A 22,764-nucleotide genomic window follows, 5' to 3' on the forward strand; every position below is an offset into this window, starting at 1 on the left:
CCGGCGGGGCCCCGAGGACTGCGGCAGGGTCCTAGGGGCTGCCGCCCGGGGTGCCCAGGATTTCCGCCAGGTCGTAGCGCACCGGCTCCTCCAACTGGGCGTAGGTGCAGCTCTCCGGCGTGCGGTCCGGGCGCCAGCGGCGGAAGCGCGCCGTGTGCCGGAAGCGGGCGCCGTTCTCCATGTGGTCGTAGGCCACCTCGGCGACCCGCTCCGGCCGCAGCGGCACCCAGGACAGGTCCTTCTTGCCCGACCAGCGGCTCGGCGCCCCCGGCAGCCGGGCCGTCTCATGCGCGGCCTCCTCCCCCCAGGCCGCCCACGGATGCCCGCGCACGTCGTCCATCCGCAGCGGCTCCAGCTCCTCGATCAGCTCGGCGCGCCGCTTCATCGGGAAAGCGGCCGACACGCCCACGTGCTGCAGCGCGCCCCGGTCGTCGTACAGACCGAGCAGCAGCGAGCCCACCACCGGCCCGCTCTTGTGGAACCGGTAGCCCGCCACCACCACGTCCGCCGTCCGCTCGTGCTTGACCTTGAACATGGCCCGCTCGTCCTGCCGGTAGCGCAAGGTCAGCGGCTTTGCCACGATCCCGTCGAGGCCCGCCCCCTCGTACTGCTCGAACCACCGCCCGGCCACCTCGGCGTCGGTCGTCGCGGGCGCCAGATGGACCGGTGCGTCCACCCCGGCCAGCGCCCGGTCCAGCAGGGCCCGCCGGTCGGTCAGCGGCGCGTCCACCAGGGACCGGTCGTCCAGGGCCAGCAGATCGAACGCCACGAACGAGGCCGGCGTCCGCTCTGCCAGCGTCCGCACCCGCGAGTCCGCCGGATGGATCCGCTCGGTCAGCGCGTCGAAGTCCAGCCGGCCCTCCCGCACGATCACGATCTCCCCGTCCAGCACACACCGCTCGGGCACCCGCTCCTTCAGCGCCGCCACCAGCTCCGGGAAGTACCGAGTCAGCGGCTTGCCGGTACGGCTGCCCAGCTCGACCTCGTCGCCGTCGCGGAACACGATCGCCCGGAACCCGTCCCACTTGGCCTCGTAGTGCATGCCCGGCGGGATCCTCGCCACCGACTTGGCGAGCATCGGCTTCACGGGTGGCATCACCGGAAGATCCATGCGTCCGATTCTGCTCGCATACGTACGGCGCCGCCCGGTATGCGCGCTGTGCGGGGTGCGCCTACGGTGGCCGCATGGGTGATGCGGTGCAACTGGAGGTGGGCGGCCGGACCGTACGGCTGTCCAGCCCGGACAAGGTGTTCTTCCCCGAGCGCGGTTTCACCAAGCTGGACCTCGCCCGGTACTACGCCGCCGTCGGCCCCGGCATCCTGCGCGCCCTGCGCGAACGCCCCACCACCCTGGAGCGCTACCCGGACGGCGTCGGCGGCGAGTGGTTCTACCAGAAACGGGCCCCCAAGGGCATGCCCGACTGGATCCCGACCGCCCACATCACCTTCCCCAGCGGCCGCAGCGCCGACGAGATGTGCCCCACCGAGGAGGCCGCCGTGGTGTGGGCCGCCCAGTACGGCACGCTCACCTTCCACCCCTGGCCGGTGCGCCGCGGCGACGTCGACCACCCCGACGAACTGCGCATCGACCTCGACCCGCAGCCCGGCACCGACTACGCCGACGCCGTCCGCGCCGCCCACGAACTGCGCGCCGTCCTAGACGAGTACGGCGGCCTGCGCGGCTGGCCCAAGACCTCCGGCGGCCGCGGGCTGCACGTCTTCGTCCCCATCGAACCCCGCTGGACCTTCACCCAGGTCCGCCGCGCCGCGATCGCGGTGGGCCGGGAGATGGAACGCCGGATGCCGGACCAGGTGACCATCAAGTGGTGGAAGGAGGAACGCGGCGAGCGCATCTTCGTCGACTACAACCAGACCGCCCGCGACCGCACCATCGCCTCCGCCTACTCCGTACGTCCCCGCCCGCACGCCCCCGTCTCCGCGCCGCTGCGCTGGGAGGAGGTCGGCGTGGCCCAGCCCCGCGACTTCGACCTCGCCACCATGCCGGCCCGCTTCGCCGAACTCGGCGACGTGCACGCCGGCATGGACGACCACGCCTACTCCCTGGAAGCCCTGCTGGAGCTGGCCCGCCGTGACGAGCACGACCACGGCCTGGGCGACCTGCCGTACCCGCCGGAGTACCCGAAGATGCCGGGCGAGCCCAAGCGGGTCCAGCCGAGCCGGGCCCGCCGGGAGCAGGCCTCCTGAACGACCGGAACCCCGGCCTGGCGAGAAGGCCCTGGCCCGGCGCCGGCCGGCACCCGCTCCGGCCCGTCCGGCCCGCCGTACCGCGGCTATCCTGATCGTCAGCCGCCGATGAGGAGCCCGAAGTGACCGAGGCAGTGTCGCGTCCCACGCTGGAGGCCGTGGCCGCGCGGGCCGGGGTGTCCCGGGCCACCGTGTCACGGGTGGTCAACGGCGGGGACGGAGTCCGGGAGCCGCTGGCCGAGCGGGTCCGGCGGGCGGTCGAGGAACTCGGGTACGTGCCCAACCAGGCCGCGCGGAGCCTGGTCACCAAGAGGCACGACGCCATCGCCGTCGTCATCGCCGAGCCCGAGGCCCGGGTGTTCGCCGACCCCTTCTTCGCCCTGCAACTGCGCGGCATCAGCAAGGAACTGACGGCCCACGACAACCAGCTCGTACTGCTGCTGACCGAGGGCCGCGCCGACCACGCGCGCGTGGCCCGCTATCTGGCCGGCGGTCACGTCGACGGCGCGCTCGTCTTCTCCCTGCACCTCGACGACCCGCTGCCCGGCCTGATCCGCAACGCGGGCGTGCCCACCGTGTTCGGCGGCCGGCCCGACTGGAGCGACGGCGACGGCGCCCCCGGACCGGTGTACGTCGACAGCGACAACCGGGGCGGTGCCCGCGCGGCCGTGCGCCATCTCGCGGGCCTCGGCCGGACCCGGATCGCCCACATCACCGGCGCGCTGGACCAGACCTCGGCCGTGGACCGGCTCGACGGCTACCGGGACGTCATGGGCGACGCCGACCCCCGGCTCGTGGTGGAGAGCGACTTCACCCCGGCAGGTGGCGAGCAGGCCATGCGGGAACTGCTCGACCGCTGCCCGGACGTGGACGCCGTGTTCGCCGCCAACGACCTCACCGCGCTCGGCGCCCTGCGCGTGCTGCGCGAGCGGGGGCTGCGCGTGCCCGAGGACGTGGCCGTGATCGGCTTCGACGACGTGCTGCCCGTCGCCGAGGAGTGCGACCCGCCGCTGACCACGGTCCGTCAGGACATCGAGGAGATGGGCAGGCTGATGGCCCGCCTGCTGCTCGCCGGTCCGGCCGGACAGGGCGACGGGCTGGAGCCGACGGATCCACCGGCGGCCGGCGTGGTCCTGCCGACCACGCTGATACGCCGCGCTTCCGCCTAGGACGGCGCCGGCGGCCCCCGTTCCGCGTTCAGTTCTGCGGCGCCGCGCTTCTGATCACCGCGAAACGGGCACCGTACGGGTCGGCGAGTCTGGCCATACGGCCGACGCCCTCCACGGTGGTCGCCGGCACGCGCACCGTGCCACCGAGTTGCCGCGCCTTCTCGACCACGGCGTCGGTGTCCTCGACCTCGAAGTACGGCAGCCAGTACGGGCCGGCCTCCGCCTCGACCGGGTCGTCGGCCAGCGGCACCATCCCGCCGAACATCGCCTCCTCCCCGGCCCCGCCGGGGTTGACACAGGTGTACGTGCCGCCGGGGAAGGGCACGCCGGAGGTCTCCAGGCCGAGGACCTTGTGGTAGAACGCGGCGGCGGCCGCGATGTCCGCCGTGTACAGCTCGACCCAGCACAGCGCGCCCGGCTCGTTCGCCACGTCGACGCCCCTGGTCCGCCCGGGCTGCCAGATGCCGAACGGCACCCGAGCCTGGTCGAAGAGGACCGCCATGTGCCCCTGTCCCATCACGTCGACGGGCTGGAACAGCACACCCCCGTGCGCCTGTTCGGCCGTTCTGGCGGTTGCCTGCGCGTCGTCGCTCTGGAAGTACACCGTCCAGGCCGGCGGACCCTGCTCAGGTCCGGTCCGCATGCCGCCGGCCACGGTCCTGCCGTCGAGCTGGAAGAAGCCGTAGCCGCCGGCGTCCGGCCCCGCCGACCGGAACTCCCAGCCGAGGAGACCGCCGTAGAAGGAGAGGGCGCCGTCCAGGTCCGGGGTGCCGAGATCGACCCAGTTGGGAGCGCCGTTGACGAAACGGGTGGTGAGCATCTTCGCCCTCCTCGACAGGGGGACCGTGAGCCGGGTCCCGTCCTCTGCACTGCCGAGTGTGGCATCGTCCACTGACAACCGCCGCCGAGGCGCCGCGGCGCGCCGGGCCCACGCGGGCGGCCGGCCCCGCCGGGCCCGAGGGTTCCGCGGGATTCGGCGCCGACACCGCGCGCCGCCGTGCACGGGCGTGTCGCGCGGCGCATCATCGGGACGGTGAACGCCTCCCGGCAGGGTGCCGGACACGCCGTCGACGCGGCGTTGATGCGGCGTTGATCGAACGTTTTTCGCCGCACGGCACGATCCTGGCCATGCACATCGACACGATCACCCCGGCCGACACCACCTGGCAGGCCCAGGCCCTGTGCGCGCAGACCGGGGCCGACTTCTTCTTCCCCGAGCCCGGCAGCTCGGTCCGCGAGGCGAAGCGCATCTGCGGTATGTGCGAGATGCGCCCCGCCTGCCTCGACTACGCCCTGAGCAACGACGAACGCTTCGGCGTCTGGGGCGGCCTGTCCGAGAAGGAGCGCCTCGCACTGAGGCGCACCTCCGGCTGACACACCGCGGACGGCCTGCTCAGCCGGCCGCCCGCGCCGCCATGCGGGCCTTGCGCGCCGCCAGCCGCTCGTCGAACCGGGCGGCCTCCGTGTCCAGGCCGTCCATGAACAGACCCAGCTCCTCCTGGGCCCGCAGACCCTCCGGGCCGAGCCCGTCGATCTCCATGATCTTCAGGAAGCGCAGCACGGGCTGGAGCACGTCGTCGTGGTGGATGCGCAGGTTGTAGACCTCGCCGATCGCCATCTGCGCCGCGGCCCGCTCGAAGCCGGGGATGCCGTGCCCGGGCATGCGGAAGTTGACGACGACGTCCCGGACCGCCTGCATGGTGAGGTCGGGGGCGAGTTCGAAGGCGGACTTCAGCAGGTTGCGGTAGAAGACCATGTGCAGGTTCTCGTCGGTCGCGATGCGGGCCAGCATGCGGTCGCAGACCGGGTCGCCGGACTGGTGGCCGGTGTTGCGGTGCGAGATGCGGGTGGCCAGCTCCTGGAAGGCGACGTACGCGATCGAGTGCAGCATCGAGTGCCGGTTGTCGGACTCGAAGCCCTCGCTCATGTGGGACATGCGGAACTGCTCCAGCTTGTCCGGGTCCACCGCACGCGAGGTGAGCAGATAGTCGCGCATCACGATGCCGTGCCGGCCCTCCTCGGCCGTCCAGCGGTGCACCCACGTACCCCACGCGCCGTCGCGGCCGAACAGCGAGGCGATCTCGTGGTGGTAGCTCGGGAGGTTGTCCTCGGTCAGCAGATTCACGACGAGCGCGATACGGCCGATCTCCGTGACCCCGGACTGCTCCTTGCCCCAGGCCTCGCCGTCCTCGAACAGGCCGGGGAAGTTGCGGCCGTCGCTCCAGGGCACGTACTCGTGCGGCATCCAGTCCTTGGCGACCTGCAGATGCCGGTTCAGCTCCTTCTCGACCACTTCCTCCAGCGCGTACAGCAGCCGCGCGTCGGTCCATGCGGACGGGCTGCCGAGGTGAGGGGAGGTGATCGTCACGGTAACTCCAGGGGGACGCCGGGCAGAAGGGGGAGTGAAGGGGACGGTCCGGCGAGCGGTGCCGGGAAACCTACGTGATCGTAGGCTACGAACCCGTAGGTTACGAAGCCGTAGGTTAAGGCCACCGTAAAGATCGCTGATCAGGTGCCCTGGCGCGGCCGGTTCACGGGTGTGCCGGACAGCCCCGGGACCCGCAGGTCCCGGGGCTGTCCGAGGTAAGCCGCCACTCCGTCAGACGTACAGCTCCCGGAGTCGTACCGAGAGACACGTCACACACCCCTCGAGCTTCTCGAACTCGGAAATGTCCACGGTGACCACCTCGTGGCCGAGATCGGTCAGCAGTTCCGCCGTCTTCGGGGCGCTCGCCGCCATGAGCAGCTTGTGGCCGCCGAGCAGCACCACGTGCGCACCGGACTCCTCCGGTACCGAGAGGAAGCCCGGGAACAGCGACGGCCGGTCCACCATCGGGATGTGCCCGATGACCGTGCCGTCCGGCAGCGCGGTGACCGCCGACTTCAGATGCAGCACCTTGCTCACCGGCACGGCCACCACGCGCGCGCCCAGCGGTTCGAACGCGGCCCGAAGCTGCTGCACCCCGGCCGCGTTGGTGCGCCCTCCCCGGCCGACGTAGACGGTGTCGCCGACCTTGAGGACGTCACCGCCGTCCAGCGTGCCCGGCTCCCAGATCCAGTTCACCGAGCAGCCGAGCCGGGCCACCGCCTCCTCGACGCCCGCGGTCTCCGCGCGCCGGGACTCCGCGCCGGGCCGGGTGATCAGCGCCACGTTCCGGTACATGACCACGGTGTCCTCGACGAACACCGAGTCGGGGCAGTCGTCGGCCGGATCGACCTCGATCGTCTCCCAGCCATGTGAGTCGAGCGCCTCGACGTAGGCCTCCCACTGCTCGACGGCGAGGTCCACGTCGGCCTTCTCCCGCTCGATGTGCGTGACCAGCCCCTCGGCGAGCAGCGGGCCGGGGCGGCGGACGAGGGCCTTCTTGCTGGGCACGAGGGGCCTTTCCTGATCGGTGGCGCGGTCCGGCGCCCGGGACACGGGAGCCGGACCGCCATCATGCAGCGCGCCATGGCCAGGACAAAACCCTCACTCTGCCTCGTTAGCAGGCTGTTCCCCTCCTGAGACCCCTGGCGGTACCGGCCGGCCCGGGTTCGCGAGCTCCTCCGGCGTGGTCTCCCTCAGCTTCCCTCCCTCCATCAGCAGCCAGCGGGTGATGCCGATCGACTCCAGGAACGGCAGGTCGTGGCTGGCGACGAGCAGCGCGCCCTGGTACGACTCCAGGGCCGAGGTCAGCTGCCGGACGCTGGCCATGTCGAGGTTGTTGGTCGGCTCGTCCAGCAGGAGGAGCTGGGGCGCCGGTTCGGCGAGCATCAGCGCGGCCAGGGCGGCCCGGAAGCGCTCGCCGCCGGAGAGCGTCCCCGCCTTCTGGTCGGCCCGCGCGCCACGGAACAGGAAGCGGGCGAGGCGCGCCCGGATCCGGTTGTTGGTGGCGCCCGGTGCGAACCGGGCCACGTTCTCGGCGACGGTCGCCTCGTCGTCGAGCACGTCCAGGCGCTGCGGCAGGAACCGCAGCGGAACGTGCGTCAGCGCCTCGCCGGCCACCGCCGGCAGCTCCCCGGTGATGGTCCGCAGCAGCGTCGTCTTGCCGGCGCCGTTGCGCCCGACGAGCGCGATCCGCTCCGGCCCGCGCAGATCGAGGATGCCCTCGACACGCGACCCGTACGCCGTTTCCAGGTTCTCCAGGGTGAGTACCTGGCGGCCGGGCGGCACGGCCGTGTACGGCAGTTCGACGCGGATCTCGTCGTCGTCCCGCACCGCCTCGACCGCCTCGTCCAGCCGGTCCTTGGCGTCGGCGAGCCGTTCCTCGTGCATGATGCGGTGCTTGCCGGCGGACTCCTGCGCGGCGCGTTTGCGCGCGCCCACGAGGATCCTGGGCAGGCTCCCGGATTCGCCGAGCTTCTGCCCGTACCGCTTGCGCCGGGCCAGCTTGACCTGGGCGTCGGCCAGTTCGCGCTTCTGCCTGCGCACGTCCGACTCGGCGACCCGCACCATCCGCTCGGCCGCCTCCTGTTCGACGGCCAGGGCCTCCTCGTAGGCCGAGAAGTTGCCGCCGTACCGGACGATCTCACCGGAGCGCAGATCGGCGATCTGGTCGACCAGGTCGAGCAGTTCGCGGTCGTGGCTGACGACCACCAGCACACCCGGCCAGGCGGCGACGGCCGCGTACAGCCGGCGGCGCGCGTACAGGTCCAGGTTGTTGGTGGGCTCGTCGAGCAGCAGGACGTCCGGGCGGCGCAGCAGCAGCGCGGCCAGCCGCAGCAGCACCGACTCGCCGCCGGACACCTCGCCGACGGTGCGGTCCAGGCCGATGTCATCGAGGCCCAGCTCGCCGAGGGTGACCAGGGCGCGCTCCTCGACGTCCCAGTCGTCGCCGACCGCCTCGAAGTGCTCCTCGGCGACATCGCCCGCCTCGATGGCGTGCAGGGCGGCCCGCCGGGCGGCGATGCCCAGGACCTCGTCGACGCGGAGCGTGGTGTCGAGCGTGACGTTCTGCGGCAGATGACCGATCTCACCGGTCACCTTGACGGTGCCGTCGGCCGGGGTCAGTTCGCCGGCCAGCAGTTTCAACAGGGTGGACTTCCCTGACCCGTTGACGCCGACGAGTCCCGTCCTGCCGGGTCCGAAGGAGACGTCGAGGCCGTCGAAGACGGAGGTGCCGTCGGGCCAGGCGAAGGACAGGGACGTGCAGGTGAGGGACATGGACATGAAGGCCTCGCGGTTGCTGGATGCGGTCTGGGCGAACGCGTGTCGAGACACCGCGAGGCGGAAACCGAAGGCCTGGGCAGCAGGGGGCCCATGGAAAAGGGCCTGTGCCGGAGGACGTGTCGGACGCCGAGGTCGTACAACCACGCACACCTCACCGGTGTGAGCGCGGTGTCTCAGGACCTCAGACGAGCAACGTCCTTCTCCAATCGACGGCAACAGGACCTCATACAAAGTACGAGGGGGGCTTGGAAGCTGTCAACGCGATTCATCACGGGGTCTCCCAGGTGTCCCGCGGTCACCCGGCTCGGGGAACCGACGTCCACGGCGGATTCCTGCCGGCACCCGTCCCGCCCGGTCTGTTCGACTGCCGTCATGACGCATCAGCACCCGCTTCTGAGGGCCGCCCAGGCCTTCCGCGCCCTCCACGAGCCCGGCCGGCCGCTGGTCCTGCCGAACGCCTGGGACGCCGTCAGCGCCGCCGTCGTGCAGGACGCGGGCGCCGCCGCGATCGCCACCACCAGCGCCGGGCTGGCCTGGGCGCTCGGCGCCGCCGACGGCGACCGGCTCCGCCGCGACCAGGCGCTCGCGGCCGTCGCCCGCGTCGCCGCCGCGGTGCGGGTCCCGGTCAGCGCCGACATCGAGGGCGGCTACGCCGGGGACGCCGCCGGCGTCGGTGACACCGTCGCGGCGGTCATCGACGCGGGCGCGGTCGGCGTCAACATCGAGGACGCCCGGTACGAGCCGGGCGGCGCACCCCTGCGCACGGTGGCCGAGCAGGTGGAGAGGATCGCGGCGGCCCGGGCGGCCGCCGACCGGGCCGGGGTGCCCCTGTTCGTCAACGCGCGGATCGACACCTTCCTGCGCGGCGCCGGGGGAGTGGACCTCACCCTGGGACGGGCCGCCGCCTTCCTCGCCGCGGGCGCCGACGGGATCTTCGTCCCCGGAGCCGTCGAACCGGGGACGGTCAAGGCGCTCGTGGCGGGCACCGACGGACCGCTCAACGTGATGGTGGGGCCCGGGGCACCCCCGGTGGCGGAACTGGCCGCACTCGGCGTCGCCCGGATCAGCGCCGGCGCGGGCCTCGCCCAGGCCGCCCACGCCCTGGTCCACCGCGCCGCGCGGGAGCTGCTGCGGGAGGGGACCTACGGGTCGCTGGCCGGCGGGTTCGACTACGCGGAGCTGAACACGCTCGTCACGCGCGCGTAGCCGAACGCGGTGATCACGCGCGCGTAGCGCGCACGCTGCTCACGCGCGCAGGCGGGCGTGGCCGCGCGTCGGACGTCAGCAGGCGTCCCGCATCAGGACGGCCAGGTCGTGGTCGAGGTCGAGCTGAAGGTGTTCGAGGCCGACCGGCACCAGGTCCGCGGTCGCCTCCAGGAACCGCCGTATCTCGCCCGAGCGCACATGCACGACCGCCGTGCCCTCGGGCGCGTGGAACTCCAGCACCGTGCGGTCGTAGCCGTACGGCCGGACGCGGACGTCCCCGTGACCGTCCGGGCCCTCGAGTCCGGCCGCGAGGAGTTCACGGGAGAAGGTCCAGCAGACGTCGACACCCTCCAGGGTGGCCTGCGCGGGGAAGGACATCCGGACGGCGAACGGATCGCACCGGTCGTAGTGAAGCGTGGCGGGGATGTTCGGCATGCGTGGTGCGGCGGCGACGAGGCGGGCCTCGACGGGCTGCTCGATCATGGTGGACAACGCCTTGCTCCCTTGTGACGGCTGGACGTACTTCCGGTGTGACACCTGGTACTGGAGGAGACGACGGATTCGGCCAGTCCGTGCACACGAGACACGAGTGACCTCGGTCACCGCCTTCATGCTTCGCGGGCGAGGCGGCCCTCTGGACGGTGCCGGGGCGGTCCGCTAGCTTCGCCCGCCATGAGGCGCTTGGGGAGCACGCGACGCAGGGGACGAACGCATCGGCTGCTGGCGGCGGGGGTGGCGTGCGTGGCGGCACTGGCCGCGGCGACGGTACCGGCCGCCGCCGGGGCGGCCGCGCCGGCCCGGGGCGGTGTGCACTGGGCGGAGAAGGACAGCGGCACCCCGCAGGTCCGCTTCCGCGGCCTGGCCGCCGTCGACCGCGGGACCGCCTGGCTGGCCGGTACCGGCGGCACCGTACTGCGCACCACCGACGGCGGGGCGAGCTGGCGGAACGTCTCCCCGCCGGGCGCCGCCGACCTGCAGTTCCGGGACGTCGAGGCGTTCGACGGGCGGCGCGCGGTGGTGCTGGCCATCGGCGAGGGCGAGGCCTCCCGCGTCTACCGCACCGATGACGGCGGCACGACGTGGACGGAGTCGTTCCGCAACACCGATCCGAAGGCCTTCTACGACTGCCTCACCTTCTTCGACCACCGTCACGGCCTCGCCATGAGCGACCCGGTGGACGGCCGGTTCCGCATCCTGTCCACCGGCGACGGCGGCCGTTCCTGGCGCGTTCTGCCCTCCGCCGGCATGCCGGCGGCCCTGGACGGCGAGGCCGGCTTCGCCGCGAGCGGCCAGTGCCTGGTCACCGCGGGCCCGAAGGATGTCTGGCTGGCCACCGGCGGCGCCGCCCGCGGGCGCGTGCTGCACTCCGCCGACCGCGGGCTGATCTGGACGGCCGCCGACACGCCGGTGCCGGCGGGCGATCCCGCCAAGGGCGTCTTCGCGCTCGCCTTCCGGGACCGCCTCCACGGTCTCGCCGTCGGCGGCGACTACCGCCCCGACCAGTCCTCGCCGCGGGCCGCCTCGGTGACCGCCGACGGCGGCCGCACCTGGCGCCCCGTCACGACCCCGCCGCCCGCGTACCGCTCGGGCGCCGCCTGGCTCCCGCACAGCCGTACCGCCGCGCTGGCCGTCGGCCCGACCGGCACCGACCTGACCACCGACGGGGGCCGCACCTGGCGCACCGTCGACACCGGTTCGTACGACACCGTGGCCTGTGCCCCGGACCTGAGCTGCTGGGCAGCCGGTGAGAAGGGGCGGGTGGCCCGGCTGGAACGCTGACGTAGGCGTCCGGAACCCGGGTACTCGTCTCCCATCGCCGAGGACAGTTGAGGACAGGAAGGGAGCGATCATGCCAGCCGGTTCCAGCCCCAAGCGCGAACGCCAGTACGAGCACATCAAGGAGAGCGCGCAGGACCGGGGTGAAAGCGCCGGGCGCGCGAAGGAGATCGCCGCGCGGACCGTGAACAAGGAACGCGCCCGCTCCGGCGAGTCCAGGACCGCCAGCCGCAGTTCGACGCAGGACAAGAAGTCGTCCAGCGAGCGCGGCGGCCAGCGGTCGGGCAACCGGGTCGGCTCCCACGGTCCGACCCGCGACCAGCTCTACAACGAGGCCAGGCAGCGCGGCATCGAGGGCCGCTCGAACATGAACAAGGACCAGTTGCAGCGCGCGCTGGACGACAAGAAGGGCTGACCGGCTCCGGTCAGTCCGCCGGCTGCCGGTGGCGGTCCAGCTCCGGGGCCGTCTTCGTGGCGCGGAACTCCGTGACGCGGTACTCGCACACCCCGGCCGCGACGAACGGGTCGCCCGCGGCGATCTCCTCGACGTGGGCGCGGTCCCCCGCGACGGCGAGGATCACTCCGCCGTCGCGGGGCTCCTTGCGCCCGGACGCCAGGAAGTGGCCCTTGCCGTAGTGCTCCTCGAGCCAGACCCGGTGCGCCGGCAGCACGGCGTCGACGTCCTCCAGCGGGGCGGTGTACGTCAGCTCCAGTACGAACATGATCACGAGGCTACCCCCGGCGCCCGCCGGGCCGTCCCCGGGTCGTACAGTCCTGTCCACCATGAGGACCGTAGGCGTGCCCGCGAACTGGCCGGCGACCGAGGAAGAGGCCCGCGCCGTACAGGACGAACTGCGCGGGCGGGTGGTGCTCGACGAGCCGGGTCCGCCGCCCGGATCGGGGCGGGTGACGGGTGTGGACGTCGCCTACGACGACGAGCGCGACCTCGTCGCCGCGGCGGCCGTCGTCCTGGACGCGGCCACCCTGGAGGTCGTCGCCGAGGCCACGGCGGTCGGCCGGATCTCCTTCCCGTACGTACCCGGGCTGCTGGCCTTCCGCGAGATCCCGACCGTACGGGCCGCCCTGGACGCCCTGCCCTGCCCGCCCGGCCTGGTGGTGTGCGACGGCTACGGCCTCGCCCACCCGCGCCGCTTCGGGCTCGCGAGCCATCTCGGCGTCCTCACCGGCCTGCCGACGATCGGCGTCGCCAAGAACCCCTTCACCTTCACCTACGACGACCCCGCCCCCCTCCGCGGCAGCTCCGCCCCGCTCCTCGCGGGCCCCGAGGAGGTGGGCCGCGCCCTGCGCACCCGGGACCACGTCAAACCGGTCTTCGTCTCCGTCGGCCACCGCACGACCCTGGACGACGCCCTGGCCCACACCCTGGCGCTGACTCCCCGGTACCGGTTGCCGGAGTCGACCCGCCGCGCGGACTCGCTGTGCGGGCAGGCGCTGAAGCGGGCGGTCGCGGGGGGAGCGGGAGGGGCCGGACCGGACACCGCGGCACAGGACTCCGACGGCCCCGGCAGCCGTGCCCGGTGACTGAGTACCGGGACTGAGTAGCCGTACGGATGTGCGGGGTCCAGGGCGGTCGGCAGGGTGGGCGCATGACGACGCACCGTGCGCACAAGCCCCTCGCCGATCCGAACCGGCCCGTCGAGCGGGTCGTGAACGCCGCTCTCGTGCTCGCGGTGCTCGCCGGGCTCGGCTGGATCTGCGGGATGATCTACACCTTGCTGCAGTGGCCCCTCTGACGGGTCAGCGGGTCGCCGCGACGCGGAAGCGGATGCCCGCCCCGCGCAGCCGCCGGGTGAGCGCGTCGCCCATCGCCACCGCGGTGGTGACCTGTCCGGCCGTCGGCGGGAGGTCGTCGAAGGCCAGGCAGAGCGCCGACTCGGCGAACATCTTCGCCGTCTCGTCGTAGCCCGGGTCGCCGCCCGAGACCTCGGTGTACACACGCCGTCCGCCGCCCTCGCCGACGAAGCGGACCCGGAACCAGCTCCGCGCGCGCTTCTCGGCGCTCGGTCCGTCCCCGGGCCTGAGCCGGTTTGAGAGCCAGCGCCGGGCGGGCGGCAACTGGGCGGCCGCCGCGACCGCGCCGACGGCGGCGGCCCCGCCCGCGGCCACCGGCAGGTGCCGGACCGCCGCGTAGTGCCGGTAACGGAAGTCGGGGCCGTACCGCTCCAGCGCCTTCGCCGAGCGGCGCACGATCTGCGGGTCGATGGTCGGCAGCGGCAGCGCCCAGGCGCCCACCTCCCGGGCGAACCGCGGCGCGCCCGCCGGTGCCGACACCCGGCGCCCCAGCAGCCGCGGCTCGTGCCGCCGGCGTTCCCGGGCCGCGGCCGCCATCTGCCCGCCGCGCGCGAACTGGTTCAGCGCGGAGGCCAGGGTGCCGCCGGAGAAGGTGGCGTCGGCCGTCACGAAACCGTCGACGGTCAGCGGCACGCCCTCCGGCAGGTGCCGGACCGTGAAGTGCACGCCCAGGTCGTGCGGTACGGAGTCGAAACCGCAGGCGTGCACCAGGCGGGCGCCGGTCTCCCGCGCGCGTGCGTCGTGCCGGACGTACATCAGATCGACGAACTCGGGCTCGCCGGTGAGGTCGAGGTAGTCGGTCCCGGTGTCCGCGCAGGCGGCGACCAGCTCCTCGCCGTACTCCAGGTACGGGCCCACGGTCGTGGCCACCACGCGCGCGTGCTCGGCGAGGGCACGCAGGGTGGCCGGATCCCGTACGTCCGCGCGGAGCGTCCCGATGCCGGAACCGCCGGGCAGTCGCGCCCGCAGCCGCTCCAGCGCGAGTTCGTCGCGGCCCGCGACCGCCCAACGCAGATTCTCGGGGGCATGGGCCGCCAGGTACTCCGCCGTGAGCGTGCCGACGAAGCCGGTGGCCCCGAAAAGCACGAGGTCGTAGGGACGATCCGTCCTGTTTAGCCTGCTCATGTCACCCCTTGCCTACGCAGCCCGCGCCGCCGTCGGTGGCTGAGGCTAGCGTGAGGGGTGCGGAGCCGGACGACCAGGCCGGGAATGACGCCGGCGGGCACTTGGCTAAGCGCTTGCTCGTTCAGGTCTTGTGTCGAGTGGAACGTGTTCTTAGCATCCTCGGTGTTACATCAGTTGTGTCACATGGACTTGGGGGCAGGACGGCATGACGACGGCAGGGACGCCGGGCCACGGTCCGCTCTCGGGTGTGCGCGTGGTCGAACTGGCCGGCATCGGGCCGGGCCCGTTCGCCGCCATGCTCCTCGCCGACCTGGGCGCCGACGTGGTCCGGGTGGACCGCCCGGGCGGCCCCGGCCTCGGGATCGACCCGGCGCACGACGTGACCAACCGCAACAAGCGCTCGGTCGTCGTCGACCTCAAGACACCGGACGGCACCGCGCGCGTGCTCGACCTCGCCGACCGCGCCGACATCCTCATCGAGGGCTACCGCCCCGGCGTCGCCGAACGGCTCGGCGTCGGCCCCGCCGCCTGCCACGCCCGCAACCCCCGGCTGGTCTACGGCCGCATGACCGGCTGGGGCCAGGACGGCCCCCTCGCCGACCGCGCCGGCCACGACGTGACGTACATCGCCCTCACCGGCACCCTCGGCATGATCGGCCGCCCCGGCGAGCCTCCCGCGGTCCCCGCCAACCTGCTCGGCGACTACGCGGGCGGTTCCCTCTACCTGGTCGTCGGCGTCCTGGCCGCCCTGCACCACGCGCGCGCCACCGGCACCGGTCAGGTGGTGGACGCGGCCATCGTGGACGGCACCGCGCACCTGTCGGCGATGATCCACGGCATGCTGTCCGCCGGCGGCTGGCAGGACCGGCGCGGCGTCAACCTCCTGGACGGCGGCTGCCCGTACTACGGCACCTACGAGACCGCCGACGGCGGGCACATGGCGGTCGGCGCCCTGGAGAGACGGTTCTACGCGGAGTTCCTGCACCTGCTCGGCCTGGACCACCTGGCCCCGGCCCACGACGACTGGAGCCGCTGGGGCGAGCTGCGCGAACAGGTCGCCGCTCGCTTCAAGTCCCGCACCCGGGACCAGTGGACGGCCCTCTTCGAGGGCTCGGACGCCTGCGTGGCCCCGGTGCTGTCGCTGCGCGAGGCCCCGCACCACCCGCACCTGGCCGCCCGCGGCACCTTCACCGACCACGGCGGCATCACCCAGCCGGCCCCCGCCCCCCGTTTCTCCGCGACCCCCACCACCGTCCGCACCGGCCCCGCCCAGCCGGGCGCCGACACCGGGACGGTGGCGCGGGACTGGGGCATACCTGACCTCGTGGACGACGACCTCGCCCCGGACGCCGACTGACCCCGGCCACCGGGCCACCCGACGACCCACCCCGCCCTCGGCGACCGAGCCCCGCTCGGCCCACCCTCCCGAAAGGCACATCAGTGAGCACCGAAGCGTACGTGTACGACGCGATCCGCACCCCGCGCGGCCGCGGCAAGGCGAACGGCGCCCTGCACGGCACGAAGCCCATCGACCTGGTCGTCGGCCTCATCCACGAGATCCGCGACCGCTTCCCCGGCCTCGACCCGGCCGCCATCGACGACATCGTGCTCGGCGTGGTCGGCCCCGTCGGCGACCAGGGGTCGGACATCGCCCGCATCGCCGCGATCGCCGCCGGGCTGCCGGACACCGTCGCCGGCCTCCAGGAGAACCGCTTCTGTGCCTCCGGCCTCGAAGCCGTCAACCTGGCCGCGGCCAAGATCCGCTCGGGCTGGGAGGACATGGTCCTCGCCGGCGGCGTGGAGTCCATGTCCCGCGTGCCGATGGCCTCGGACGGCGGCGCCTGGTTCAACGACCCGATGACCAACCTGTCCGTCAACTTCGTACCGCAGGGCATCGGCGCCGACCTCATCGCCACCGTCGAGGGCTTCTCCCGCCGGGACGTCGACGAGTACGCCGCCCTGTCCCAGGAGCGCGCCGCCACCGCCTGGAAGGAGGGCCGCTTCGACCGCTCCGTCGTCCCCGTCAAGGACCGCAGCGGCCTGGTCGTCCTCGACCACGACGAGCACATGCGCCCCGGCACCACCGCCGACTCGCTCGCCGGGCTCAAGCCCTCGTTCGCGGACATCGGCGAACTGGGCGGCTTCGACGCGGTCGCCCTGCAGAAGTACCACTGGGTGGAGAAGATCGACCACGTCCACCACGCGGGCAACTCCTCCGGCATCGTGGACGGAGCCTCGCTGGTCGCGATCGGCTCCAAGGAGGTCGGCGAGCGGCACGGCCTCGCCCCGCGCGCGCGGATCGTCTCCGCCGCCGTCTCCGGTTCCGAGCCCACCATCATGCTCACCGGCCCCGCCCCGGCCGCCCGCAAGGCGCTCGCCAGGGCCGGGCTCACCATCGACGACATCGACCTGGTCGAGATCAACGAGGCGTTCGCGGCGGTCGTGCTGCGCTTCGTGAAGGACATGGGCCTGTCCCTGGACAAGGTCAACGTCAACGGCGGCGCCATCGCCCTCGGCCACCCGCTGGGCGCGACCGGCGCGATGATCCTCGGCTCGCTCATCGACGAGCTGGAGCGCCAGGACAAGCGCTACGGCCTGGCCACCCTGTGCGTGGGCGGCGGCATGGGCATCGCCACCATCGTCGAGCGCGTCTGACCTCCCTGCGGAACCAAGAGACTTCAACGGAGACGACTGTCATGACCGAGAGCACCACCATCCGCTGGGAGCAGGACGACACCGGGGTCGTCACCCTCGTCCTGGACGACCCGAACCAGTCCGCGAACACCATGAACCAGGCGTTCCGCGACTCCTTCGCAGCGATCACCGACCGGCTGGAGGCCGAGAAGGACTCCATCCGCGGCGTCATCCTCACCTCGGCCAAGAAGACCTTCTTCGCCGGCGGCGACCTGCGCGACCTGGTCCGGGTCACCCCGGAGACCGCCCAGGACCTGTTCGACGGCGGCCTCGCCATCAAGCGGAACCTGCGCCGCATCGAGACCCTCGGCAAGCCGGTGGTCGCCGCCATCAACGGCGCGGCCCTCGGCGGCGGCTTCGAACTCGCCCTCGCCTGCCACCACCGCGTCGCCCTCGACACCTCCGGCACCAGGATCGGCTGCCCCGAGGTCACCCTCGGCCTGCTCCCCGGCGGAGGCGGCGTCGTACGCACCGTACGGCTGCTCGGCATCGCCGACGCGCTGCTGAAGGTGCTCCTCCAGGGGCAGCAGTACAACGCGCGCCGCGCCCAGGAGAACGGCCTGGTGCACGAGGTCGCCGCCACGCCCGAGGAACTGCTCGCCAAGGCCCGCGCCTTCATCGACGCCAACCCCGAGTCGCAGCAGCCCTGGGACCGGCCCGGCTACCGGATCCCCGGCGGTACGCCCGCCAACCCGAAGTTCGCCGCCAACCTGCCCGCCTTCCCGGCCACCCTGCGCAAGCAGACGAACGGCGCCCCCTACCCGGCCCCGCGCAACATCCTGGCCGCGGCCGTCGAGGGTTCGCAGGTCGACTTCGAGACCGCCCAGGTCATCGAGGCCCGCTACTTCGTGGAGCTGGCCGCCGGGCAGACCTCGAAGAACATGATCCAGGCGTTCTTCTTCGACCTCCAGGCCGTCAACTCCGGCGCCAACCGCCCGAAGGGCGTCGAGCCCCGCACGGTCCGCAGGGTCGCCGTCCTCGGCGCCGGGATGATGGGCGCCGGGATCGCCTACTCCTGTGCCCGCGCGGGCATCGAGGTCGTCCTGAAGGACGTCTCCCTGGAGGCGGCCGTCAAGGGCAAGGGCTACTCCGAGAAGCTGTGCGCCAAGGCCGTCGCCAGGGGCCGTACCAGCCAGGAGAAGGCCGACGCGCTGCTCGCCCGGATCACGCCCACCGCCGAGGCGGCCGACCTCGCGGGCTGCGACGCGGTCATCGAGGCCGTCTTCGAGGACACCTCGCTCAAGCACAAGGTCTTCCAGGAGATCGAGTCCGTCGTCGCGCCCGACGCGCTGCTGTGCTCCAACACCTCCACCCTGCCCATCACCGCGCTGGCCGAGGGCGTGGAGCGCCAGGGCGACTTCATCGGGCTGCACTTCTTCTCGCCCGTCGACAAGATGCCGCTGGTCGAGATCATCAAGGGCGAGCGCACCGGCGACGAGGCCCTCGCCCGGGCCTTCGACCTGGTCCGGCAGATCAACAAGACGCCGATCGTCGTCAACGACTCGCGCGGCTTCTTCACCTCGCGGGTGATCGGCCACTTCATCAACGAGGGCGTCGCCATGGTCGGCGAGGGCGTCGAGCCCGCCTCCGTTGAGCAGGCCGCCGCCCAGGCCGGCTACCCCGCCAAGGTGCTGTCCCTCATGGACGAGCTGACCCTCACCCTCCCACGCAAGATCCGGGGCGAGACCAGGCGGGCCGTGGAGGAGGCGGGCGGCACCTGGACCGCGCACCCCGCGGACGCCGTCATCGACCGCCTGGTCGACGAGTTCGGCCGCACCGGCCGCAGCGGCGGCGCCGGCTTCTACGACTACGCGGAGGACGGCAAGCGGGCCGGGCTCTGGCCAGGCCTGCGCGAGCACTTCACGCGGCCCGGACACGAGATCCCGTTCCGGGACATGCAGGAGCGGATGCTCTTCGCCGAGGCGCTCGACACCGTACGGCTCCTGGAGGAGGGCGTGCTGACGTCGGTCGCCGACGCCAACATCGGCTCGATCCTCGGCATCGGCTTCCCGGGCTGGACCGGTGGCGTGCTCCAGTACATCAACGGCTACGAGGGCGGCCTGCCCGGATTCGTCGCACGCGCGCGTGAGCTCGCCGAGCGCTACGGCGAGCGGTTCACCCCGCCCGCGCTGCTGGTGGCCAAGGCCGAGAAGGGGGAGCGGTTCGGCGACTCCCGCTCATGACCCGGTGAGCCACTCGCTCAGCTCTTCCCGCAGCGAGCGCTGGAACGTGGACAGCAGCGCCTGCACCACCAGCGGGTGCATGTGTGCCGACAGGGACTGCACGTCCCGGGCGTCACGCTCCGCCACCTCGCCGCGGAAGAGCCGGGCCAGCTCGTGGGCCGCGGCGCGCGAGTGCTCGACGAGCACCTCGCGCGCCGCGAGTATCGCCTCCTGCGACAGCGGTACGTCCAGCAGCCGCAGGCCGAGCCGGAACAGCCCGGCATCGAGGCGGAAGGTGTCCTCGTCCTCCTGACGGACGACGTTCATCGCGGCCAGCCGCTCCATGTCCCCGGACGTGAGCGGCCGCCCCGCCCGCCGCTCCAGTTCCCGCCGCGACACCTCCTCCGGCGCGTCCGGTGCCCAGGACGCGACCACCGCGCGGTGGATGGCCAGGTCGTGCGGGCTGAGGTCCGGCGGGAGCTGCCGCAGATACCGCTCGATCGCCGCCAGGGTCATGCCCTGCTGTTGGAGCTCCTCGATCAGGGCCAGCCGCGCCACGTGCCCGGCGCCGTAGTGCCCCACCCGCCGCGGGCCGATCTCCGGCGGCGGGAGCAGGCCCCTGCTGCCGTAGAAGCGGACGGTGCGGACCGTGACGCCCGCCCGGGCGGCCAGCTCGTCGATGGTGAGGGCGGGCTCCCCGCCCCCGGTCGTGGCGTCCGTCGTCATGTGCAGCAGTATCGCTGTCTCACCAATGGTGTGAAACATGTGTCGACCATGTGAGAAGTGCCCCGATGTGACATGGATCATCGCATAGATGCTGATCTCCCTGGGAAGCTGCTGCCTTGGTCTGTACCGCGACACACAAGGGTGGTGCGGGCCAGGACCTGCACGAACCCCGGACCCACGAGGCCCGGGCGCACCAGGAAGTGGAACCACCCGTGAGCAAGGACGCCGTGGAATCGGCACAGGCCACCGCCCGCCCCCAGGTGGACCGGACCCCCGCTGACGCGGGCGACGCCGGCTACAGCAAGGACCTCAAGGCCCGCCACGTCAACATGATCGCCATCGGCGGTGCCATCGGCACCGGCCTCTTCCTGGGCGCCGGTGGCCGCCTGCACACCGCGGGCCCGGCACTCGCCCTGGCCTACCTGGTCTGCGGCGTCTTCGCCTTCTTCGTCGTACGGGCCCTCGGCGAGCTGGTCCTCTACCGCCCGTCCTCCGGGTCCTTCGTGAGCTACGCGCGCGAGTTCCTCGGCGAGAAGGGCGCCTACGTCGCCGGCTGGATGTACTTCCTGAACTGGTCGACCACCGGCATCGCCGACATCACCGCGATCGCGCTGTACACGCACTACTGGAGCCTGTTCACGGCCATCCCGCAGTGGGTGCTGGCGCTGATCGCCCTCGCGGTGGTGCTGGCGGTGAACCTGATCTCCGTGAAGATCTTCGGCGAGATGGAGTTCTGGTTCGCGATCATCAAGGTCGCGACGCTGGTCGGCTTCATGTTCGTCGGCATCTTCCTGCTCGCCACCCAGCACGAGGTCGGCGGCGAGAAGCCCGGCCTGAGCGTCATCACCGACCACGGCGGCATCATGCCGCAGGGCATGATGCCGGTCGTCCTGGTCATGCAGGGCGTGATCTTCGCGTACGCGGCCCTCGAACTGGTCGGCGTCGCCGCCGGCGAGACCGCCGAGCCGGAGAAGGTCGTCCCGCGCGCGGTGAACTCGATCATGTGGCGCGTGGGCCTGTTCTACGTCGGCTCGGTCGTGCTGCTCGCCCTGCTGCTGCCCGGCTCGGTGTACTCCGCCGACCAGAGCCCCTTCGTCACGGTGCTGTCCAAGATCGGCGTCCCGGCGGCCGGCGACGTGATGAACCTGGTCGTGCTGACCGCCGCCATGTCCTCGCTCAACTCCGGCCTCTACTCCACCGGCCGCATCCTGCGCTCGATGGCCACGGCCGGCTCGGCGCCGAAGTTCACCGCCCGCATGAACCGCAGCCAGGTGCCCTACGGCGGCATCCTGCTGACCTGCGCGGTCTGCGTGCTCGGCGTCGGCCTGAACTACCTGGTGCCCAGCCAGGCCTTCGAGATCGTGCTGAACGTCGCCTCCCTCGGCATCATCAGCACCTGGGTGATCATCATGGTCTGCCACCTGATCTTCGTCCGCCGCGCCCGCGCGGGCCTGGTGACCCGGCCGCACTTCCAGCTCAAGTTCAGCCCGGTCGCCGAGATCGCCACGATCGTCTTCCTGCTGGCCTGCCTGGGCATGATGTGGAACGACCCCGAGGTCGGCCGCAAGACTCTCCTGCTCATCCCCCTGATCGCCGTCCTCCTGGTCGCCGGCTGGTTCGGCGTCCGCCGCCGCGTGTCCCAGAACACGGACCAGGAACTGTCCCGGCTGACGAAGTAGCGGCGAGACCCCCGGCGAGACGACCGGACCGCCCTGAGTGGTCTCGCCGGGGAAGTGATCGAACCCGGTGTGTCCGCCCGCGTGCCCCGCATAAGCTGCGGTCCGACGGTGTACGGCCACGGGGAGGGTGGGGGATGACCTCGCAGAGCGAAGCGATCGACGTGCTCGTGCTGGGCGGAGCCGGGGTGGACACGATCGTCTACGTCCCGGAACTTCCGCTGCCGTACGCCGACAGTTACGGGATCGACTCCGGGATCCGTACCCGTGCCGGGCAGACCGGCGACTTCGTCGCCCTGGGGCTGGACGCGCTGGGCCTGCGCACCCACCACCTGGACCTGATCGGCGACGATCCGGAGGGCGACCTCGTGCGCGCCCTGCACCGGGACCGGGGCATCGGGCTCACCGCGCTTCCCGGCCCCGCCGGGACCAAGCGCGCGGTCAACCTCGTCGGCCCGGACGGCCGGCGGCTGTCCCTGTACGACACGAGCCGCGCCCACCCCGGCGACCGCTTCCCGGAGGACACCCTGCGCGCGCTCGCCACGGCGAGCCGGCACGTCCACGTGACCATCACCCAGCCCTGCGCCCAGGCCCTGCCCGTGCTGGCCGGGACGGGCGTGCCCCTCTCCACCGACCTGCACGACTGGGACGGCGAGAACCCCTACCACGAGCCGTTCGCGCTCGCGGCGGACGTCGTCTTCCTCTCCGCTGCGGCGCTGTCCGACCCCGAGCGCACCGTACGGCGCATCGCCGAGCGCGGCCGGGCCGAGGTCGTCGTCGCCACCGCCGGGGCCGAGGGCGCGTATCTGCTGGCCGACGGCGAGCTGACCCGGATACCGGCGGTGGCCCCGCCCGCGCCGGTGGTCGACTCCAACGGCGCGGGCGACGCCTTCGCCGCCGCGTTCCTCTACGGCCGGCTCACCGGCGAGCCTCCCCTGCGCTGCGCGCGGTACGGGGCGGTCGCCGGCGCCCACGCCTGCACGGTCCCGGCCACCCGCGCCGAGCCGATGGGTCGCGACGCCCTCGTCGGGCGGATGGCCGCCGTCACGGCCTGAGCCGTGCGG

Annotated in this window: 22 protein-coding genes; 13 read left to right on the forward strand and 9 right to left on the reverse strand. The window is 72.6% G+C overall.

Annotated elements, in window-relative coordinates; translation table 11 throughout:
* Window positions 1-31: 31 nt before the first annotated feature.
* Window positions 32-1,111, reverse strand: a complete 1,080-nt coding sequence (locus tag AB0924_RS23030; protein ID WP_358932348.1) for an ATP-dependent DNA ligase — start codon at window positions 1,109-1,111, stop codon at window positions 32-34.
* A 74-nt stretch (window positions 1,112-1,185) separates the two neighbouring features.
* On the opposite strand from AB0924_RS23030, the gene ligD reads away from it, so the two are divergent.
* Window positions 1,186-2,205 carry a non-homologous end-joining DNA ligase gene (gene ligD / locus AB0924_RS23035; protein ID WP_358932350.1) on the forward strand — a complete coding sequence of 340 codons (1,020 nt, stop codon included), beginning with the start codon at window positions 1,186-1,188 and terminating at the stop codon, window positions 2,203-2,205.
* A gap of 122 nt (window positions 2,206-2,327) precedes the next feature.
* A complete protein-coding gene (locus AB0924_RS23040; protein ID WP_358932352.1) occupies window positions 2,328-3,374 on the forward strand; it encodes a LacI family DNA-binding transcriptional regulator in 1,047 nt (348 codons plus the stop codon).
* A 28-nt stretch (window positions 3,375-3,402) separates the two neighbouring features.
* On the opposite strand, the gene AB0924_RS23045 is transcribed toward AB0924_RS23040, so the two are convergent.
* Window positions 3,403-4,194 (reverse strand): VOC family protein, encoded by a 792-nt coding sequence (locus tag AB0924_RS23045; RefSeq protein WP_358932354.1) that lies wholly within the window; start codon window positions 4,192-4,194, stop codon window positions 3,403-3,405.
* 308 nt (window positions 4,195-4,502) lie between these two features.
* On the opposite strand from AB0924_RS23045, the gene AB0924_RS23050 reads away from it, so the two are divergent.
* Window positions 4,503-4,748 (forward strand): WhiB family transcriptional regulator, encoded by a 246-nt coding sequence (locus tag AB0924_RS23050; RefSeq protein WP_358932356.1) that lies wholly within the window; start codon window positions 4,503-4,505, stop codon window positions 4,746-4,748.
* 19 nt (window positions 4,749-4,767) lie between these two features.
* Here AB0924_RS23050 and AB0924_RS23055 read toward each other — a convergent pair whose 3' ends face one another.
* The 3 genes from AB0924_RS23055 to AB0924_RS23065 all read right to left on the reverse strand — a co-directional run bounded on the left by AB0924_RS23055 (window position 4,768) and on the right by AB0924_RS23065 (window position 8,523).
* Window positions 4,768-5,742 (reverse strand): acyl-ACP desaturase, encoded by a 975-nt coding sequence (locus tag AB0924_RS23055; RefSeq protein ID WP_358932358.1) that lies wholly within the window; start codon window positions 5,740-5,742, stop codon window positions 4,768-4,770.
* A gap of 231 nt (window positions 5,743-5,973) precedes the next feature.
* A complete protein-coding gene (ddaH, locus tag AB0924_RS23060) occupies window positions 5,974-6,750 on the reverse strand; it encodes a dimethylargininase (RefSeq protein ID WP_358932360.1) in 777 nt (258 codons plus the stop codon).
* A gap of 93 nt (window positions 6,751-6,843) precedes the next feature.
* A complete protein-coding gene (locus tag AB0924_RS23065; RefSeq protein ID WP_358932578.1) occupies window positions 6,844-8,523 on the reverse strand; it encodes an ABC-F family ATP-binding cassette domain-containing protein in 1,680 nt (559 codons plus the stop codon).
* Between the two features lie 372 nt (window positions 8,524-8,895).
* On the opposite strand from AB0924_RS23065, the gene AB0924_RS23070 reads away from it, so the two are divergent.
* A complete protein-coding gene (locus tag AB0924_RS23070; protein ID WP_366912384.1) occupies window positions 8,896-9,729 on the forward strand; it encodes an isocitrate lyase/phosphoenolpyruvate mutase family protein in 834 nt (277 codons plus the stop codon).
* Between the two features lie 75 nt (window positions 9,730-9,804).
* Here AB0924_RS23070 and AB0924_RS23075 read toward each other — a convergent pair whose 3' ends face one another.
* The gene (locus AB0924_RS23075; protein WP_358932364.1) at window positions 9,805-10,221 is read right to left on the reverse strand and encodes an SsgA family sporulation/cell division regulator; all 417 of its coding nucleotides are present in this window, start codon (window positions 10,219-10,221) and stop codon (window positions 9,805-9,807) included.
* Between the two features lie 180 nt (window positions 10,222-10,401).
* Here AB0924_RS23075 and AB0924_RS23080 point away from each other — a divergent pair, with 180 nt between their 5' ends.
* Both AB0924_RS23080 and AB0924_RS23085 read left to right on the forward strand, forming a co-directional pair.
* Window positions 10,402-11,508: an oxidoreductase gene (locus tag AB0924_RS23080; RefSeq protein WP_366912385.1), complete on the forward strand. Its 1,107-nt coding sequence runs from the start codon at window positions 10,402-10,404 to the stop codon at window positions 11,506-11,508.
* A 70-nt stretch (window positions 11,509-11,578) separates the two neighbouring features.
* Entirely contained in the window at window positions 11,579-11,920 is a 342-nt protein-coding gene (locus AB0924_RS23085; RefSeq protein WP_358932368.1) for a plasmid stabilization protein, read from the forward strand.
* Window positions 11,921-11,930: 10 nt separating this feature from the next.
* Here the strand turns inward: AB0924_RS23085 and AB0924_RS23090 are convergent, their stop codons facing one another.
* Window positions 11,931-12,227: a YciI family protein gene (locus AB0924_RS23090; RefSeq protein ID WP_366912386.1), complete on the reverse strand. Its 297-nt coding sequence runs from the start codon at window positions 12,225-12,227 to the stop codon at window positions 11,931-11,933.
* Window positions 12,228-12,288: 61 nt separating this feature from the next.
* Between AB0924_RS23090 and AB0924_RS23095 the strand changes: the two genes are divergently transcribed.
* Both AB0924_RS23095 and AB0924_RS23100 read left to right on the forward strand, forming a co-directional pair.
* The gene (locus tag AB0924_RS23095) at window positions 12,289-13,047 is read left to right on the forward strand and encodes an endonuclease V (protein WP_366912387.1); all 759 of its coding nucleotides are present in this window, start codon (window positions 12,289-12,291) and stop codon (window positions 13,045-13,047) included.
* 65 nt (window positions 13,048-13,112) lie between these two features.
* Complete coding sequence (locus AB0924_RS23100) at window positions 13,113-13,259, forward strand: hypothetical protein (RefSeq protein WP_358932374.1); 147 nt, start codon at window positions 13,113-13,115, stop codon at window positions 13,257-13,259.
* Between the two features lie 4 nt (window positions 13,260-13,263).
* Here the strand turns inward: AB0924_RS23100 and AB0924_RS23105 are convergent, their stop codons facing one another.
* The gene (locus AB0924_RS23105) at window positions 13,264-14,442 is read right to left on the reverse strand and encodes a saccharopine dehydrogenase NADP-binding domain-containing protein (protein WP_358932376.1); all 1,179 of its coding nucleotides are present in this window, start codon (window positions 14,440-14,442) and stop codon (window positions 13,264-13,266) included.
* A 205-nt stretch (window positions 14,443-14,647) separates the two neighbouring features.
* Here AB0924_RS23105 and AB0924_RS23110 point away from each other — a divergent pair, with 205 nt between their 5' ends.
* From AB0924_RS23110 to AB0924_RS23120, 3 genes are all read left to right on the forward strand, one after another.
* The gene (locus AB0924_RS23110; RefSeq protein ID WP_366912388.1) at window positions 14,648-15,799 is read left to right on the forward strand and encodes a CaiB/BaiF CoA-transferase family protein; all 1,152 of its coding nucleotides are present in this window, start codon (window positions 14,648-14,650) and stop codon (window positions 15,797-15,799) included.
* An 83-nt stretch (window positions 15,800-15,882) separates the two neighbouring features.
* Window positions 15,883-17,097, forward strand: a complete 1,215-nt coding sequence (locus tag AB0924_RS23115) for an acetyl-CoA C-acetyltransferase (RefSeq protein WP_358932380.1) — start codon at window positions 15,883-15,885, stop codon at window positions 17,095-17,097.
* 41 nt (window positions 17,098-17,138) lie between these two features.
* Window positions 17,139-19,319: a 3-hydroxyacyl-CoA dehydrogenase NAD-binding domain-containing protein gene (locus AB0924_RS23120; protein WP_366912389.1), complete on the forward strand. Its 2,181-nt coding sequence runs from the start codon at window positions 17,139-17,141 to the stop codon at window positions 19,317-19,319.
* On the opposite strand, the gene AB0924_RS23125 is transcribed toward AB0924_RS23120, so the two are convergent.
* Complete coding sequence (locus tag AB0924_RS23125) at window positions 19,314-20,024, reverse strand: MerR family transcriptional regulator (RefSeq protein ID WP_358932384.1); 711 nt, start codon at window positions 20,022-20,024, stop codon at window positions 19,314-19,316. The genes AB0924_RS23120 and AB0924_RS23125 overlap by 6 nt on opposite strands.
* A gap of 212 nt (window positions 20,025-20,236) precedes the next feature.
* On the opposite strand from AB0924_RS23125, the gene AB0924_RS23130 reads away from it, so the two are divergent.
* Window positions 20,237-21,703 carry an amino acid permease gene (locus AB0924_RS23130; RefSeq protein WP_358932386.1) on the forward strand — a complete coding sequence of 489 codons (1,467 nt, stop codon included), beginning with the start codon at window positions 20,237-20,239 and terminating at the stop codon, window positions 21,701-21,703.
* A 134-nt stretch (window positions 21,704-21,837) separates the two neighbouring features.
* Window positions 21,838-22,755, forward strand: coding sequence for a PfkB family carbohydrate kinase (locus AB0924_RS23135; RefSeq protein ID WP_358932388.1), 918 nt, complete (start codon window positions 21,838-21,840; stop codon window positions 22,753-22,755).
* The last annotated feature ends 9 nt before the right edge of the window (window positions 22,756-22,764 follow it).

Source organism: Streptomyces sp. NPDC047869, from assembly GCF_040704065.1.
Taxonomy (GTDB): domain Bacteria; phylum Actinomycetota; class Actinomycetes; order Streptomycetales; family Streptomycetaceae; genus Streptomyces.

Coding starts and splice junctions, on each gene's coding strand:
- AB0924_RS23030 (WP_358932348.1), bottom strand. CDS start 1,111: ATGGATCTTCCGGTGATGCCACCCGTGAAGCCGATGCTCGCCAAGTCG.
- ligD (WP_358932350.1), top strand. CDS start 1,186: ATGGGTGATGCGGTGCAACTGGAGGTGGGCGGCCGGACCGTACGGCTG.
- AB0924_RS23045 (WP_358932354.1), bottom strand. CDS start 4,194: ATGCTCACCACCCGTTTCGTCAACGGCGCTCCCAACTGGGTCGATCTC.
- AB0924_RS23050 (WP_358932356.1), top strand. CDS start 4,503: ATGCACATCGACACGATCACCCCGGCCGACACCACCTGGCAGGCCCAG.
- AB0924_RS23065 (WP_358932578.1), bottom strand. CDS start 8,523: ATGTCCATGTCCCTCACCTGCACGTCCCTGTCCTTCGCCTGGCCCGAC.
- AB0924_RS23070 (WP_366912384.1), top strand. CDS start 8,896: ATGACGCATCAGCACCCGCTTCTGAGGGCCGCCCAGGCCTTCCGCGCC.
- AB0924_RS23080 (WP_366912385.1), top strand. CDS start 10,402: ATGAGGCGCTTGGGGAGCACGCGACGCAGGGGACGAACGCATCGGCTG.
- AB0924_RS23085 (WP_358932368.1), top strand. CDS start 11,579: ATGCCAGCCGGTTCCAGCCCCAAGCGCGAACGCCAGTACGAGCACATC.
- AB0924_RS23090 (WP_366912386.1), bottom strand. CDS start 12,227: ATGTTCGTACTGGAGCTGACGTACACCGCCCCGCTGGAGGACGTCGAC.
- AB0924_RS23095 (WP_366912387.1), top strand. CDS start 12,289: ATGAGGACCGTAGGCGTGCCCGCGAACTGGCCGGCGACCGAGGAAGAG.
- AB0924_RS23100 (WP_358932374.1), top strand. CDS start 13,113: ATGACGACGCACCGTGCGCACAAGCCCCTCGCCGATCCGAACCGGCCC.
- AB0924_RS23105 (WP_358932376.1), bottom strand. CDS start 14,442: ATGAGCAGGCTAAACAGGACGGATCGTCCCTACGACCTCGTGCTTTTC.
- AB0924_RS23110 (WP_366912388.1), top strand. CDS start 14,648: ATGACGACGGCAGGGACGCCGGGCCACGGTCCGCTCTCGGGTGTGCGC.
- AB0924_RS23120 (WP_366912389.1), top strand. CDS start 17,139: ATGACCGAGAGCACCACCATCCGCTGGGAGCAGGACGACACCGGGGTC.
- AB0924_RS23125 (WP_358932384.1), bottom strand. CDS start 20,024: ATGACGACGGACGCCACGACCGGGGGCGGGGAGCCCGCCCTCACCATC.
- AB0924_RS23135 (WP_358932388.1), top strand. CDS start 21,838: ATGACCTCGCAGAGCGAAGCGATCGACGTGCTCGTGCTGGGCGGAGCC.